This is a genomic window from Tildeniella sp., from assembly GCF_059505325.1.
This window is the reverse complement of record NZ_JCACKI010000024.1, coordinates 26,484-40,602: the sequence shown is the minus strand read 5'-3', so window position 1 is coordinate 40,602 and position 14,119 is coordinate 26,484. Positions and strand designations below refer to the sequence as shown.

General features: G+C 51.0%; 20 protein-coding genes. 9 read left to right on the top strand and 11 right to left on the bottom strand.

What is annotated here, in order from left to right; genetic code table 11:
• Positions 1-85: 85 nt before the first annotated feature.
• Positions 86-490, bottom strand: a complete 405-nt coding sequence (locus AC5JO6_RS10135) for a hypothetical protein (protein ID WP_496080941.1) — start codon at positions 488-490, stop codon at positions 86-88.
• Between the two features lie 3 nt (positions 491-493).
• Complete coding sequence (locus AC5JO6_RS10130) at positions 494-709, bottom strand: hypothetical protein (protein WP_496080940.1); 216 nt, start codon at positions 707-709, stop codon at positions 494-496.
• 166 nt (positions 710-875) lie between these two features.
• Between AC5JO6_RS10130 and AC5JO6_RS10125 the strand changes: the two genes are divergently transcribed.
• The 6 genes from AC5JO6_RS10125 to AC5JO6_RS10100 all read left to right on the top strand — a co-directional run bounded on the left by AC5JO6_RS10125 (position 876) and on the right by AC5JO6_RS10100 (position 3,581).
• Positions 876-1,814 carry an HNH endonuclease gene (locus AC5JO6_RS10125; protein ID WP_496080939.1) on the top strand — a complete coding sequence of 313 codons (939 nt, stop codon included), beginning with the start codon at positions 876-878 and terminating at the stop codon, positions 1,812-1,814.
• Between the two features lie 212 nt (positions 1,815-2,026).
• A complete protein-coding gene (locus AC5JO6_RS10120) occupies positions 2,027-2,245 on the top strand; it encodes a transferase hexapeptide repeat containing protein (protein WP_496080938.1) in 219 nt (72 codons plus the stop codon).
• A complete protein-coding gene (locus tag AC5JO6_RS10115; protein ID WP_496080937.1) occupies positions 2,242-2,670 on the top strand; it encodes a type II toxin-antitoxin system VapC family toxin in 429 nt (142 codons plus the stop codon). Before AC5JO6_RS10120 ends, AC5JO6_RS10115 begins: the two co-directional genes overlap by 4 nt.
• Positions 2,671-2,774: 104 nt before the next feature.
• Positions 2,775-3,047: a hypothetical protein gene (locus tag AC5JO6_RS10110; RefSeq protein ID WP_496080936.1), complete on the top strand. Its 273-nt coding sequence runs from the start codon at positions 2,775-2,777 to the stop codon at positions 3,045-3,047.
• Entirely contained in the window at positions 3,044-3,421 is a 378-nt protein-coding gene (locus tag AC5JO6_RS10105; RefSeq protein WP_496080935.1) for a clan AA aspartic protease, read from the top strand. Before AC5JO6_RS10110 ends, AC5JO6_RS10105 begins: the two co-directional genes overlap by 4 nt.
• Positions 3,422-3,443: 22 nt before the next feature.
• Entirely contained in the window at positions 3,444-3,581 is a 138-nt protein-coding gene (locus AC5JO6_RS10100) for a hypothetical protein (protein ID WP_496080934.1), read from the top strand.
• On the opposite strand, the gene AC5JO6_RS10095 is transcribed toward AC5JO6_RS10100, so the two are convergent.
• A complete protein-coding gene (locus tag AC5JO6_RS10095; RefSeq protein ID WP_496080933.1) occupies positions 3,573-4,709 on the bottom strand; it encodes an ABC transporter permease in 1,137 nt (378 codons plus the stop codon). The two genes, AC5JO6_RS10100 and AC5JO6_RS10095, sit on opposite strands and share 9 nt — an antisense overlap.
• A gap of 780 nt (positions 4,710-5,489) precedes the next feature.
• On the opposite strand from AC5JO6_RS10095, the gene AC5JO6_RS10090 reads away from it, so the two are divergent.
• Together AC5JO6_RS10090 and hemJ are read left to right on the top strand one after the other, a co-directional pair.
• A complete protein-coding gene (locus tag AC5JO6_RS10090; protein WP_496080932.1) occupies positions 5,490-5,690 on the top strand; it encodes a DUF2811 domain-containing protein in 201 nt (66 codons plus the stop codon).
• Positions 5,691-5,774: 84 nt separating this feature from the next.
• On the top strand, positions 5,775-6,368 hold the full coding sequence (gene hemJ / locus AC5JO6_RS10085) for a protoporphyrinogen oxidase HemJ (RefSeq protein WP_496080931.1): 594 nt from the start codon (positions 5,775-5,777) through the stop codon (positions 6,366-6,368).
• Between the two features lie 229 nt (positions 6,369-6,597).
• Here hemJ and psaC read toward each other — a convergent pair whose 3' ends face one another.
• From psaC to AC5JO6_RS10055, 6 genes are all read right to left on the bottom strand, one after another.
• Entirely contained in the window at positions 6,598-6,843 is a 246-nt protein-coding gene (gene psaC, locus AC5JO6_RS10080) for a photosystem I iron-sulfur center protein PsaC (protein ID WP_106255483.1), read from the bottom strand.
• Between the two features lie 162 nt (positions 6,844-7,005).
• Positions 7,006-7,278: a DUF3143 domain-containing protein gene (locus AC5JO6_RS10075; RefSeq protein ID WP_496080930.1), complete on the bottom strand. Its 273-nt coding sequence runs from the start codon at positions 7,276-7,278 to the stop codon at positions 7,006-7,008.
• A 57-nt stretch (positions 7,279-7,335) separates the two neighbouring features.
• The gene (locus AC5JO6_RS10070; RefSeq protein ID WP_496080973.1) at positions 7,336-7,881 is read right to left on the bottom strand and encodes a J domain-containing protein; all 546 of its coding nucleotides are present in this window, start codon (positions 7,879-7,881) and stop codon (positions 7,336-7,338) included.
• Positions 7,882-8,135: 254 nt separating this feature from the next.
• Positions 8,136-9,608, bottom strand: a complete 1,473-nt coding sequence (locus tag AC5JO6_RS10065; RefSeq protein ID WP_496080929.1) for an O-antigen ligase family protein — start codon at positions 9,606-9,608, stop codon at positions 8,136-8,138.
• Positions 9,609-9,632: 24 nt separating this feature from the next.
• The gene (locus AC5JO6_RS10060) at positions 9,633-10,475 is read right to left on the bottom strand and encodes a YaaW family protein (RefSeq protein ID WP_496080928.1); all 843 of its coding nucleotides are present in this window, start codon (positions 10,473-10,475) and stop codon (positions 9,633-9,635) included.
• 42 nt (positions 10,476-10,517) lie between these two features.
• The gene (locus AC5JO6_RS10055) at positions 10,518-10,700 is read right to left on the bottom strand and encodes a hypothetical protein (RefSeq protein ID WP_496080927.1); all 183 of its coding nucleotides are present in this window, start codon (positions 10,698-10,700) and stop codon (positions 10,518-10,520) included.
• 51 nt (positions 10,701-10,751) lie between these two features.
• Here AC5JO6_RS10055 and AC5JO6_RS10050 point away from each other — a divergent pair, with 51 nt between their 5' ends.
• Positions 10,752-11,834 carry an NAD(P)/FAD-dependent oxidoreductase gene (locus tag AC5JO6_RS10050; protein WP_496080926.1) on the top strand — a complete coding sequence of 361 codons (1,083 nt, stop codon included), beginning with the start codon at positions 10,752-10,754 and terminating at the stop codon, positions 11,832-11,834.
• A gap of 138 nt (positions 11,835-11,972) precedes the next feature.
• Here AC5JO6_RS10050 and AC5JO6_RS10045 read toward each other — a convergent pair whose 3' ends face one another.
• Both AC5JO6_RS10045 and AC5JO6_RS10040 read right to left on the bottom strand, forming a co-directional pair.
• A complete protein-coding gene (locus tag AC5JO6_RS10045; RefSeq protein WP_496080925.1) occupies positions 11,973-12,161 on the bottom strand; it encodes a hypothetical protein in 189 nt (62 codons plus the stop codon).
• 342 nt (positions 12,162-12,503) lie between these two features.
• Positions 12,504-13,934, bottom strand: coding sequence for a tRNA nucleotidyltransferase/poly(A) polymerase-related protein (locus AC5JO6_RS10040; protein WP_496080924.1), 1,431 nt, complete (start codon positions 13,932-13,934; stop codon positions 12,504-12,506).
• Positions 13,935-14,119: the final 185 nt, after the last annotated feature.

The window sequence follows — 14,119 nt, the reverse complement described above, 5'->3', positions numbered from 1 at the left end:
TAGATCGTGTTCGTCAAGCTTTTTATGATGCGCGATCGGGGTAGCAGGATAAGGGTGGGTGGGGGCGATCGTTTGATCTAAGTGACTACGACTTGGGCGTGATTTCAATGTCTGCTTTGGAACGATAAAAGCAGACATTGAAATCAAGGAAAAAGTTAGTTTGACCCAGAATCAGCGGAGCATTTGGGCTACGTGCCCAGGCAAAGACCAGTTCGGTTAAGGGAAAATTTGCAATCTCAACTATTGCAGTGAAAGGAATGGCTTGCTGATTGCCAAGATTGCCTGCTAATTGAATGATAGCCCTACGTTCATCCCACTCAGTTCCCAATTGAAGACCGAGTTCATAAGGCAAGACATTTACTGTAGCGCCACTGTCTACCAACCCAACTGCTTTAATGCTCCGATCGCCGCGCCGTAGTACCAGTGGAATTCTTGGCAGACTATCAAACTCGTTTTGCGTTGGACTGGTGGTTGAATACTTGAATCGCATACATTATGGGCGATCGCTATCCGCTGGCTTAAGCGCGTCCATTAAAATGGCACCCGCACCAAAGCTATCGTAAGGAGTTGGCATGTTGTAGGTCTTGAACGGTTCTAGTGGCGCGATCGCTTCAGTCGTATCTAGATCTTCCACGAGAATCCGAATGAGTTTAAGCTTTTCGATGGCAGAAAGCTGCCGCGCCGCCGGAAGCACCTCAGCTAAGGTCATATCAGTATCCTCCTCATTCAGGTCTCCATGCCTCAGTTTACTGGATACCAGGGTTAGTAGCTATAACGCTATTAATACAAAAAGGGCAGCCTAATGGTATTCACACAGTCTCATTTCAGACGGTCGGTGGGCACATTAGGTTGGCAACCTACTGCTTGGTAAAATTATGGCAACATACCTTTTAACATGGAATCCGAATGAATGGGCTTGGGAGGATATAGATAAGTCATCGCGAGAAGTCAGTTCCGGTAAATCTGTTTTTATTGAATGGAGCTGTGGCAATACTAAGAAGATTCAAAAGGGCGATCGCGTTTTTGTGCTCAGACAAAGCGCTGAGCCAAAAGGAATTTGTGCTTCAGGTATCGTGATTGAGGGATCTTTTGAGGGTGAGAACTGGAAGGGCAATTCAGCACAATTTATTAAGCTCAAGTTTGACACCTTGCTCAATCCAGAAACAGAAAAAGTATTGCCTCGTCATCTGCTAAATAAAGCAGAGTTCTCCCGAGTTCGCTGGGATATCCAAAGGTCAGGAATTACAATCTACACTGAGGTTGCTGCTGAATTAGAAAAACACTGGACACAATTTTCTAATAAACCTAGTCTTTCAAATGCTGATCAGCTAGAAACTGAACAGCAAAAAGTTGAAGCTGAAGGTTATTTTGATACAGGCAATCTTGAGGATGCAAGAAGAAGAGTAATAACGTCAATTGTTCAAAGACGTGGGCAATCGGAGTTTCGACTTGGGCTGCTGAATGCCTATGCGGGTCAGTGCCCAATCACAAATTGCAATATCGAAGCGGCTATCGAAGCAGCACACATCATGTCCTATCGAGGAGATAAAAGCAATCACATTACCAATGGCTTACCACTCAGAGCAGATATACACATACTGTTCGATCTGCATTTGTTGTCGATTCATCCAGACACCTACCGAGTCCTTCTATCCCCTGAAGTAGCTTCATCTTCTAACTACGGTGCATATGCAGGTCAAAAATTGAGACTGCCCCAGAACAAGGCAGCTTCGCCAGATCGAACAGCACTGCGAAACCATTACGAAGTCTTTCTACAAAAGCATGAAAAGCCAAAGCAAAAGTCAGCCACATAGCTTCGCTGCATCTGACTAGGCTAACTCTTCCCACAAACCAAATTGCCATTAGAGAAACAAGCGATCGCGTTGTCTTACCGTTCTGATGCTTTTTATGGTGGGTACGATCGCTGCGCAATCTGAAACATCAGCCTTTTCCGTTGCTTCAGTCCCAGCGTTATACTCAAATTAATCTCGGATGCAGTGGATCATTGATGTAAGGAAAGAAAGCTGTGTTAGACGAAACAACGCTTGAACAACGCCTGGTAACACTTGAGGCAGCCGTTTCTGACCTTCAACAAAAGCTTGAAGAGAAGCCAGCCTCTAAAAACTGGTTAGAAAAGCTCATTGGTTCAATCTCTGATGAGGACGTTTTTCGTGAAGCTCTAGAGTATGGACGTGCCTTTCGTCAGGCTGACAAGCCAAATGATGAAAGCGGCGAACAATCGTGAAGTATTTGCTCGATACCGATCACATTAGCTTTCTACAGCAGCGCCGAAGTCTGGAATTTGCTCGTTTGACAGCTCGCATACAACCGTTCAACCCTGCTGATTTTGCGCTATCGGTTGTTAGCTTCCACGAACAAGTGCTTGGCGCTCATAGCTTTATCAACCGTGCCCAGACAAATGCTGATTTAGCGCGTGGTTATGCTCTGCTGTTAGAAATCCTTGATGGTTTTGCAATGGCTCCAGTTTTACCGTTTGATGCCAAAGCGATTGACGTTTTTGATCAGTTGCGTGAGCAGCGAGTTCGTGTTTCCACAATGGATTTGAGAATTGCCGCGATCGCCATATCCCACAAGTTAGTGCTGTTAACTCGAAATGTGAGTGATTTCAGTAAAGTTCCAGGGTTGGTAACAGAAGATTGGACGGCGTAGCGATCGCGTTGACTCAACGTTCTGATGCTTTTTGTGATGGGCGCGATTGGACTGCCTTCGTCACGTAAAATGGGAAAATCAGTAGGTTAGATAGAAACCGATGTATGTCAGTCCGGCGACCCCGTTATAGCAAAGAAGAATTCGCTCGACGTGGTGATGAAATCTACGAATTGCAGGTGCGCCCACGAGTAGAAGCCGAGCATCAGGGCAAGATTGTTGCGATCGATCTTGACACAGGCGCTTGGGAAGTTGATGCCAGCGAAATCGATGCTTGCGCCCGCCTTGAAGCACATCACCCCGACGCTCAAATCTGGATTGTCCGAATTGGTTCTCGTCATGTTCGGCGCTTTGGGGGACGCACGAAGAACGCTGTATGATCAGTGGCTCTGTCAACGTGGAATTTGAGCCGATCGTGCCCTTGTCAGTCTGCGCTGCCAATGGACAGATCCATACACAAGATGCGATCGTTGATACAGGGTTCAATGGTTGGCTTTCATTACCTCCAGACGCGATCGCTTTACTAGAGCTAACCTGGAAGCGGCGTGGGCGAGCAATTTTAGGCGATGGCAGTGAATGTGTCTTTGATGTCTACGAAGCAGTTGTTCTTTGGGATACGGACTTACTGACAATCCCAGTGGATGAAGCTGATGCAGAACCACTCATTGGCATGTCATTGATGGAAGGCTACCAGCTAACGGTGCAAGTGTTTGAGGGTGGTCGTGTAGAACTCAGTCGCCTACACAATCCTTGATCGCCCCTTCCCACAAATCAAATTGCCATCAGAAAAACTGGCGATCGCGTTGACCCAATATTCTGATGCTTTTTATGGTAGATGCGATCGCACAAAGCCACACATTGAGCGATCGCAACCGGATCAATTCGGTTGCATCCAATCACCTTACTTACCGTGACACACTGCGCGGGTCAAGGGCATCGCGCAGACCGTCGCCCAGTAAGTTAAACGCCAGAACGGTGAGAATAATTAGCAGTGCGGGGGGCCAAATCAGCCAGGGTTGCAGCACCAGAATCGAGGCATTGGTCGCTAGTGAGAGCATATTGCCCCAGGATGGATCGGGCTGCTGAATGCCCAAACCGATCAAGCTCAAAATCGACTCTGCCACGATAAAGTCGGGAATGGAAAGCGTGGCGGAAATCACAATATAGCTGGCGGTTTGAGGCAGCACATGGCGGATAATGATGTAGAGCGATCGTCCTCCCATTGCCCGCGCTGCCTGTACAAATTCACGCTCTTTAATCGATAACACCTGCCCACGAATCACCCGCGCCAACCCAGCCCAGCGGATAAAGGATGTAATCAGAATGATGAGCAAGAACCGTTGGGCGCTGCTGAGTCCTGGTGGTAGTACCGCCGCTAACGCAACCAGCAAATAAATACTAGGAATGGTCATCAGCACTTCAACCAGGCGCATCAGGACGCTATCGATCCAACCACCAAAGTAGCCAGAAATGCCGCCAACCAACATTCCAAGCGGGAACGAAATGATGATGCCAACCAGACCAATACTTAAGCTGATGCGTGCGCCATACAGCAAGCGACTGAACTGATCGCGTGCCTGCTCATCCGTGCCCAAGAGGTTGAATTTCCCCGCTCCAGCAGTACCAAACAGGTGCCAGTTGCCCGGGATGCCGCCAAATACCTCAACTTCATCAAACCTGGGATCGGCAAGCGAAAACCTGGTCGGCAGCGGTAGCTTAATTTGCAATAAACGGTATTCATCGCCGACAACAAAGAGTCGTAGCGGCGATGGTTTGCTGCGATCGACCACCAGTTGACGATCGCCCGTGTTTAAGTCCACTGGACCCTGTGTCGTGGGATAGACATATGGACCAGTAAACGCGCCAGCTTGATCTTGCCAATAGATTTGAGTCGGCGGCAGCAGTGCTCCGTCTGGTTGCGAGGCATACGGGTCATACGGCGAAACAAACTCGGCAGCGATCGCCGCTACATAAAACAGCAGCAGTAGGATCGCGCCAAGTCGAGCGAGAGGATTGTTCTTAAGTCGTTGCCACCAGTTCATAGTGCAGGCTAAACGCCGAGAAGTTGCTGTTAGTGCGGAGAAAAGCTGAGCGACCGAGTGACTGACAGGGTGATCACGCTCTTTAAAATCGTACTCCGAGTCCGTTCAAACTTAGCATGGACACGACGAAGAACAGAGGACAAATAGTCAGAAGGCACCAGATAGACAGCAGAGACAAAAAGTAGAAGACTTTTACGTTGATGTCGATCGCCTGCACCTACTTCCTTTTTGGCACTCGTAAATGTGCCAAAATCACGACTTTTTGCGGTTTTGCAATTCTTATTCTTCGCCAGAGTTTTCCCCACCGATTCCACAGACTTTCCACAGGTTTTCCACAGAGATCACGAGTTTTTCCACAGGATTACGCTCGTTTTCCACACCATAGAACCGTAGAATCGGACTTCTGCGTGTTGCGCGTCACTCAGCCGATCGCGCCTTCATGCTGAGAAAACTCTGCAAAAGACTAAGTAATGTTTCGGGGATCGCTTATAAATGCCGATTCTTTCGTTAGCCCGTTTAGGCATCAATGTTCAGTCGGGGATGAACGACATTGACAAGCAAACCGACCTCTAGGCACAATGATTGACTTATCCCCGCAAGCGTTCTGAAACCCACGCCAACAGCACTGTTTGCGTTTGAAGAATCCGAGCGACTGTGGTGTGTGCCTTAGTTTCAACGCTGCGGCACGCGAATCTTGTTGGCTTTTTACCAGGGTGCAACGTTGCATTACTTCCTAATCGCTTCATATCAACGTGCTTCTAGCATTCACTGAGGTTCTCAATGACCACGACCGTTAGCATTCTGGCTGAAATTCCTGAAGAACTTCATACGGCAATCACGCTCTACCTCGAAAGCCGTCCCGACTGGGATCAAGATCGCGTCTTTGCGGCTGCACTGTCCCTCTTTTTGTTGCAAAATGGAGATTGCGATCGTCGTGCTGCACGAGTTTACCTGGATGCGCTGTTTAACCATGCCGTTTAGCGATCGCGTCTTTGAAATTGCCGCTTTGAGCGATCGGACTCGACTGCAATTTTAAGCTCTGAGCGTTTTTAAGAGGGTTTCTTCATGGCTTACTACTGGTTCAAGGCGTTTCACATCGTTGGCATTGTCTGTTGGTTTGCGGGCATGTTTTATCTGCCACGGCTGTTTGTCTACCATGCTGAAGCGAGTGAACAGCCAGAGCCTGCTCGCGGCATCCTGAGAAGCCAGTATCAAATCATGGAGAAGCGCCTTTACAGCATCATCATGACTCCTGCCATGTTGCTGACCGTCGCTATGGCGATCGGTCTGGTCACAACCGAACCTGATGTGCTTAAGCAGCCCTGGATGCATGTCAAGCTTGCCTGCGTTGCCCTTCTGCTGGGCTACCACCATTACTGTAAGCGCCTCATGAAACAGTTGGCGGCAGATAAATGCAGAATGAATGCACAGCACTTTCGCTGGTTCAACGAGGTGCCAACGGTCTTTTTTGTTGTAGTGGTGCTGCTGGCAGTATTCAAAAACAACTTGCCGACGGATCTGACCGTCTGGGGCATTGTGGCGATGGTGCTTGGGTTTGCGATCGCCATTCAGCTCTATGCCAGAAAGCGTCGCTTGGCGAGAGAGCGTGCAGCCGTAGACCAGTCAGAGGACGGGTTACTTAGCAACGCAAGTTCTTAAACGTTGCCTGCATCGGTAGTCTGTCGTTAAGACACCTATAAAGAAGCCATGCAGGAGATGCTTAACCTCTTCCGCATGGCTTTTAACTGGGTAGAAATGTTATCCATTCGCGGGTGAAAGACCGCAATTTCTTTGAAAAACCAGCGGTCTGAATTGAAAAAACAGGGAGCGATCGCTCCCTGTTTAAATTTGAACCCACATGGATAAAACGAACGTAACAACAGCGCTTCTAATACGCCAGACCCATACTGCGGGTTGTTTCGGCTCCCAGGTAAACCCGGATGCTTAAGAAATCAGTAGGGCAGGCAGTTTCGCACCGCTTGCAACCAACGCAGTCTTCTGTTCTTGGCGATGAGGCAATTTGACCCGCCTTACAACCATTCCAGGGAACCATCTCTAGAACGTCAGTAGGGCAGGCGCGGACGCATTGGGTGCAACCAATGCAGGTGTCATAGATTTTGACCGTATGAGACATATTATGAAGGGCTCCAAATGAATGCTTGATACTTTGCAGCATTGATCAGCCAGCCTGGCGGCAGATGTAACCGCTGAAAGCTTCAGAGTCAACGCCAAGTTTACATCACCGCTGGAACCCTCTCTGGGAAAAGGCTGCAAAACTTCAAAGAATGTAATAGTTCTAGGGACCAGCAAAGACAGCATCTTCAATATCTTGTCGGCTGAGCGAGTATTTGAACGATCGCTGGATACTGTAGTCACTATCGCTGGGCTGTTTATAGCGAACCGTGAGCTGATCAATGTCCAAACACAGCTCCGCCTTCCAATCAGGGTGCTGGATGTGCCAACAATGCCGTTCGGCGCGATTTTGTTCACACCCCTGGGCAAGCAGCCATTGCTCAATTTCAGGGAGGGGATGATTGTAAAGAGGCGTATCAGCAGCAGGAAGTGACATTGAAGAGTTAGAAGGAATGGAGAACATGGAGTAATACTTTGTTGTGATAGCACAGGGTCAGATGTCTGGTTCCAGGCTGGCTGATGGTGAAGCAAGAGGAACATCCGCTTCCGGTTTGTGAACGCTGGTAGTGGTTTCCTGCTGAGGAGCACTCATGTGGGCGGTGATTGGCTGTAAGACCGCTTCGCCTCTGGTAATGCCGATCGCGATCGCCAACACTAAACAGCCCACAAACGTGATCCCAAGAATAAACAGGGCAAAAATTTCTCCAGGCGACAGCGGTCGATCGGTCGCGTCAAGGTAGGCAGATGACGGTTGAAAGGTGCTGGTTGATGGCGTTGATCGCTCATACCGTAGCGATCGCTGAACCACTGGAACAGACGAGTAACCAATCGTTTGGTCGTACGCTGTCCGCCGCTCCGGGCTGCTGAGCGTCGCATACGCTTCGTTGAGCTGCTGGAATTTTGCGGTGGCGATCGCCGCAGCTAGAGCGGTCGTGTCAGGATGATACAACTTGCTCAAGTCACGGTATGCCTGTCGAATTTCGCGTACAGAGGCTGAGGGGTGTAAGCCCAGTAAGCCGTAGTAACTCGCAGCCAACACCTGTTGCTGTGATGCCCTTACTTCGTTCTTGTCTTGTGGAGTCGCCCGATCCTGAGTCACGCGAAAATCCTGCTCTTTTCAGCGGTTAAAGCCTTGACTGACTTCTGCCTATTGTAGCTGTGTTACCGATTCGGGGCTAGGGTGAAGCAGTGAGGAGTGAGGGGGTGAGGGCATAAGGAGTGAGTCGAACTTACTCAAAACTCTCTGTAGTCTGGTTGTGTCGGCGGACACAGCCCAAACTCTAAACTCCAAATTCAAAACGCTTTTTCATCCTTTCTCTGATGCACCACTCCAGCGATCGCTGCCAGCAAGAGCCAGCCGAGTAAATTAATGCGAACATCAAACAGCGTAATATCCAGGAAACTGAAGAGCGTACAGCCTGTGAAAGCAACGAGGTAGCTGAAGTAAAGTAGGCGATCGTGGGCATCTGTCTGGGTTCCTGCGTGACTCAAGGGAACTTTGGAGTAGAGCAGGAGGCTACCTTGTACAACCACCCAACCGACTAGACCAAAGAACAGGATGGTAGATGGAGACCCTGTTTCAGCCGCCAGCATCAGCAATAGGTTGTGAGAATGCCCAATGAAGTAATGCATTTGTGCCTGGTAAAGGGGGCTGAAGTTGCGTAATCCCCAGCCTGTAAAGGGTCGCTGCTGCGCGAGTGACCAGGCAAAACGCCATTGCGTCTGGCGTAGTTGTGCAACGGGACGATCGGTATAGAGCTGATCAGTCAACCGCACCCAGAAAAATGCTGGCACGATCGCCCGCAACCAGTCGCGTCCTGGCGCTGGAGCAAACGCTGCACCAAGCGCACCACTGACGACAACGCCTACACCAATCAGCAGCCAACGCCATCCCAAATAAAGGGCATAGGCAAGGCAAGCAAAAACCGCGATCGCCCAGGCATTGCGAGAGTTCGTTAGCACCAGGGCGATCGCGTTGCCGAGAACGGCGACAGTGAGAAAAAGGCGGGTGAAGGGGGAGTGGGGAGTGGGGAGTGGGGAGTCGGGAGTCGGGAATGAGTCTTGAGTTAATGCTGCTCCCCCTGCTCCCCCTGCTCCCCCTGCTCCCCCCCTCTCCTGCCTCCTGCCTCCTGCCTTATCCCCCCAAAACGCCTCTACCCACAGTCCCAGGCTCAGCGTCAGCATCATTGCCAGATAGCTTGCCAGCACGTTTGCGTAGAAGAAGATCGATGCCATGCGACCGGGAGGCGTGCCTGTTGGATCGATCGCCCAATCGACGACAATCCATAAGATTTTCACCTGCCCTGACAGCCCCAAAAACTGTTGCCCTAGCCCGATCGCCACTACAGGCACAGAGCCAATCACCAGCAACCACGCCAGTCGGCGCAGTTGGGCAGGCGTTTGAATCAGCTCACTCAAGCCTGCAAAGACAAAAAAGAACGGCAGAAAGTTAAAAAGACCCAATAGTGAATCAGTCTGCTTGAACGCCAGAGCTGTACTGAGTAGCATCAGCAAACTCAGGATGGCAAAACCCCAATGTAGAGGACGGCGGATAATGCTGCGAAAGCGCTGCCTCCAAATGGCGATCGCCACAAACAAAATGCCCAAACCACCCAGCAACGGGCTGAACGGTAGCAAAAACACTGCCCATTGGGTCACATTCCAGGGTGTTTGGAGCTGGCGATCGGGATGGCGCTGACTTGGAAACCAGGTTTTCAACCAATGTCTAAACGTCATCGCCTGCTCGCCTGCGACACGTGACAGCATTGTTGTGAACTGGTATGGCAATGATCAAGCAATTTCAAAGCATTCAGCGCGGGTGAGACGAATCTGGGCGAGGGCGTAAATGGTTGGGATAATGCGACCATAGTTGGTGGCGATCGTTCGCCATCCCAAGTCTGCCAGAAACCATGCCCACATCGCTGGACCCACAACCGCGAAAATACTACGAACGGCAGTCAACCGTGCCGCACTCAGCGCCATGCCACGGCGAGCAGTTTGTATTGCCAGATAATGTTGAAACTGCGTCGCGGCGACTGCACCACCAACGCTCACTGCCTGCTGAGCCACCTGGTACGTTGCAAAGTGAAGTGCAAACTGACGCGCAATCTGCTGAATGAGCAGCGGACGCAACACAGAACTAATCGCGATCGCGCTACTTCCCTTCACCAACAAGCTTAACGGATCTTGCTGGAGTGCTAAAGGCAGTTGGGGCAAAATCTGAGAGTTTGTGAGCGATCGCTGTAGCCGAATCGTCAACGCGCCCCGCTCAGCAGCAGGCAGTTGCTTCCAGGCGCGCGACAGCAGCGAAAGAAAGACTTCTGCCTCTAGATCCACTGTGGACATCGATCCCTGGTAGGGCAGTTTGAGATGTCGACACACCTGAATCAAGATTTGGCGATACGTCAGCCGCTGTGTTTTCCGACTCAGCACTGTCACGCCATCGGCTGCCAGAAACCGAAACCGTTCCTCCAACGCATTCAACCAATCAGTGCGATCCTGACTCTGTACCACGATCGGGTCAGACGCATTCACATAGTCGAGTGGATTAAACTTGGGGCGAAATAGAATCTCCGTCAAATCTTGCAACTCATCCTCTGTTGCCAACTCCAACGCGGCTCTCAGTTCATCCACCCCCGTTCCTCCTCATCTACACATTGACTTGCTCTCATTATTCTACCCAATGGGCAAGGGAGTGGGGAGGGAGAGTAGGGAGTGGGGAGTGGGGAGTGGGGAGTGGGGAGTGGATAAGTTTTGAATTAGTTTTGACGCTGACGGCTGACGGCTGACCGCTAACGGCTGACCGCTAACGGCTGACCGCTGACCGCTGACCGCTGACCGCTGACCGCTGACCGCCAACTGCTAACTCCTCGATATAATAAATCGAGCTTTTAGAAAACACGTTTTTCCATGACAAACTTTTCGCTTGACTGTGATATCGCTGTCGTTGGTGCAGGTATGGCAGGATTAATCTGCGCGCAACAGCTTCAACAGGCGGGCGATCGCGTAATGATCCTGGAAAAATCACGGGGCGTGGGTGGGCGCATTGCGACTCGGCGCTTGCATGAGACCCTGGCAGATCATGGCACCTGCTATCTCACACCCAAAGGAGAGGCATTTCAAGGGTTTGTTGAGCGTTTGGTGGCGGCAGGCGTAGTGCAGTCGTGGACAGATACGGTGCATGAACTGAGTCCTGTGGGCACGCTCAGCGCCTCACCTGCGACAGACCGCTATCCGCGCTACGTTGCACCGGATGGGATGACGGCGATCGCCAAATCTCTCGCTGCCGAGCTGGACATTCGCTTTAGCCATTTGGTGCAGTCGTTGACGTTGGTGAATAACACTCACTGGCAATTAACTGTGCAGCGAACGAATTTAGATCAAACAAAGGTAACTGAGACCTTGACAGCCAAGGCGATCGTCGTGGCGATTCCGGCTCCTCAAGCCGCAGTGTTGCTACAAGCTCTGCCGTCAGACGTTTTGCCGGAAGCATTTTTGCAGCAAGTGCAGTCTGTCGCCTTTGTTCCCTGTTTGAGCGTCATGGCGGGCTATGCGCTCGATCGCCAGCAAGATTGGTACGCTCAGTATCCTGATGTGCGATCGCTGACCTTCACTAAGAATGGCAATCTCTCCTGGCTTGGGTTAGACAGCAGCAAACGGTCTGCGTCACAGCAGACTGTTTTTGTGCTTCAGAGTACGCCTGCGTTTGCCGAGCAGTATCTGGATGCGATCGATTTACAGGCGGCAGGCTACCAATTGCTCAAGCGATCGGCTGAAAAGCTGACTCCCTGGCTGGCAAAACCAGACTGGCTTCAGGTGCATCGCTGGCGGTATGCCTTTGCTAAAGCGCCCTTAGCAGACACTTATTTGGTGGCATCAACCCCTATACCGCTCGTTTGTGCTGGTGACTGGTGTGGCGGTACAAAAGCAGAGCACGCGTTTTTATCAGGGTTAGCCGCCGCAAAACACTTAAGCCACTCGCGTCAAAATTAAGTGCAGTGTTGCATGTTAAAAGCACCCAAACCTGAACCAGCTTCGGGTGCTTTTGCGATCGCTCGTTGGTGATGTTCTAGACATGGTGTTCCCTTTTTATAGAGACATGACCTATGATGTCCCTACAAAAGAGCGCTTTTACGTGTCAGCAGCGCCTTCACCAGCCCGGTTTGCGCCATCTTGATCGCCACCCTCAGCCTCATCACGACCACCGCCATCAGTGCGTCGTCTACCAAAGCGACCAGTGTTCGTTTTCTTGCGAAACTTCCGGGCGTAAGCCTGATTACGGAGAGCTTTTTCTTTCTTTTGGTTGCGGCGTTTAGCCATGTATACCCCTTATAAAACAGCCGACGAGTGAGCAACGATCATTCAGCGCTCGAAAACCTGACCTTTGTGCCATACGGATTGGGCGCTGACTCAAAAATCTAAGAGTGAGAAGATCACTTTAACATAATCTGCCGAGCTTGCCGGACACTGAGGTCTCAACTGGCAGGGCGAACGCATCCTGTCAATCAATCGAGCTAGTTCTCGATTTCCAGTCTATGTAGGCAGACTGTGTAGGCATAGTCGCGCGAATTTACTCGCTGCAGTTATGGCGCAGGATCCAGTCAGGGCAGAGCTTGTGTGGTTGAGTGTTGAAGAAGGCAACTTTAAGGCAAAAGCAGCCTTCTAGCACTCACGACGAGCAACAAATTCTGCGGCTAATTGCAGTGCCTCAGTCGCCGTGTTAATTTTTGCTTCGGCTCTGGCGAGTTGAATGACTGACAATAGTTGCCCGATCAGTGGACCAGCAGGCAAGTGTAATGCCGTCATGAGATCTTGTCCTGTGACCAGCGGTGTGGCATGAGCAACAGGATCATCAGGCGTGAGAAAACGGTGAATCAACGGCGCGATCGCCTCCAGCGGTGTGCCAATCGCAAGGGCGATGAGGGCGATCGCCGGAAAGGTTGCCCCTGCACTTTGAAAGCATTCGTACTGCTCCCGCAGCGACAAATCAAGCCGAGCAAACGGTTGTAGAGACCAGATTGTGTCGTTGACGGCATCACGCTTTGTTGCAAGACACAGTTTTGGGAGGCATCTCAGAATAGTGCTCACTGCCTGAACCTCCGTGCGGCTATACTTCAGCCGTCGTAGTTGTAGTTCGGCTTGAGGAGCATCAGACGGCAGTAAACTCGTCAGCTTTGCGGTGGTTAGCCAGGTACGAGTAGACCCCGATACGGTCAGTTCTGGTGGTTTCTGCGATGAGAGTTGAACCTTACCAATCCCCTTTAAGGCTGGATGACGATGATTTTTAGGGAGATTACGAATGCGACTGAACAATTCCCAGCCAAACGCAGGAAAGCTGTCTTGCACCATGATAGCAGCCTGATCGATCGCGGCTACCAGTGCTAAACTTTCGGCGGTGGCAGCCGGAAACCAATCGTTCAAGAGTGCATCCTGCCAAGCCATTGTGAGCCAGATCGTGCCCCTTGTTGAACTTAGCAGGTAATTGAGTTCGGACTGTACCCGCTCGGCGGCAATGTGTTGCAGCAATGTTGCCAGTTCACGGATGACCGATCGCGTTTCAGCCTCGACCGTAAAACCCAACTGTGCTGCCTGCCGATATGCCCGCAATAGCCGCAGGGGATCTTCTCGTAGGTTTTCGGGCGACACCATCCGCAACTGATGTTTCTGCAAATCGGCATAGCCTTGCAGTGGATCGAGGAGTTGATCGGTATGGGGATTGTAGGCGATCGCATTCACCGTAAAATCCCGTCGCTCCAAATCTGCTTCCAGCGTTGCTCCCACCTGTTGAGCAAAGTCTGCGGTGCCCTGCTCAAAGACAACTCGTGCAATCTGGCGTTCGGCATCCAGCAGCACGAAACCTGCTTTATAGTGGCGGGCGATCGCCTGTGCCGTTTCGACCGCGCCCACAGGCATCACAAAATCGAGATCGAGATACTCGCTTTCTCGCTCTAACAAGGCATCGCGCACAGTGCCGCCCACCAAACATGCCGAGCGGGGCAACCACTCCAGGCTAAAGGGCCATGTTTTGGGAGAGAGCGCAGAAGACACTGCTGGCACACTCAATTGATACTCTAAATCTAAACGCTGATTCAAGCCCGTCCAATCCAACCCGCTGACAGTACAATCTGGCGCTAACGTCCTGAGCGCCTTGGCTCACTTACCACAGCCTAACGCCGCCAGCGCTTCTCTGCACGTTACTACGAGAATCAGCGTAACGAAAATCAACCTGGCAACCGCTGCATGATGAGTGCGTCTGAGCTAGAGTAGCAGAAAAGCAT

Coding starts and splice junctions, on each gene's coding strand:
- AC5JO6_RS10135 (WP_496080941.1), bottom strand. CDS start 490: ATGCGATTCAAGTATTCAACCACCAGTCCAACGCAAAACGAGTTTGAT.
- AC5JO6_RS10130 (WP_496080940.1), bottom strand. CDS start 709: ATGACCTTAGCTGAGGTGCTTCCGGCGGCGCGGCAGCTTTCTGCCATC.
- AC5JO6_RS10125 (WP_496080939.1), top strand. CDS start 876: ATGGCAACATACCTTTTAACATGGAATCCGAATGAATGGGCTTGGGAG.
- AC5JO6_RS10110 (WP_496080936.1), top strand. CDS start 2,775: ATGTCAGTCCGGCGACCCCGTTATAGCAAAGAAGAATTCGCTCGACGT.
- AC5JO6_RS10105 (WP_496080935.1), top strand. CDS start 3,044: ATGATCAGTGGCTCTGTCAACGTGGAATTTGAGCCGATCGTGCCCTTG.
- AC5JO6_RS10095 (WP_496080933.1), bottom strand. CDS start 4,709: ATGAACTGGTGGCAACGACTTAAGAACAATCCTCTCGCTCGACTTGGC.
- AC5JO6_RS10090 (WP_496080932.1), top strand. CDS start 5,490: ATGACCACGACCGTTAGCATTCTGGCTGAAATTCCTGAAGAACTTCAT.
- hemJ (WP_496080931.1), top strand. CDS start 5,775: ATGGCTTACTACTGGTTCAAGGCGTTTCACATCGTTGGCATTGTCTGT.
- psaC (WP_106255483.1), bottom strand. CDS start 6,843: ATGTCTCATACGGTCAAAATCTATGACACCTGCATTGGTTGCACCCAA.
- AC5JO6_RS10075 (WP_496080930.1), bottom strand. CDS start 7,278: ATGTCACTTCCTGCTGCTGATACGCCTCTTTACAATCATCCCCTCCCT.
- AC5JO6_RS10065 (WP_496080929.1), bottom strand. CDS start 9,608: ATGCTGTCACGTGTCGCAGGCGAGCAGGCGATGACGTTTAGACATTGG.
- AC5JO6_RS10050 (WP_496080926.1), top strand. CDS start 10,752: ATGACAAACTTTTCGCTTGACTGTGATATCGCTGTCGTTGGTGCAGGT.
- AC5JO6_RS10045 (WP_496080925.1), bottom strand. CDS start 12,161: ATGGCTAAACGCCGCAACCAAAAGAAAGAAAAAGCTCTCCGTAATCAG.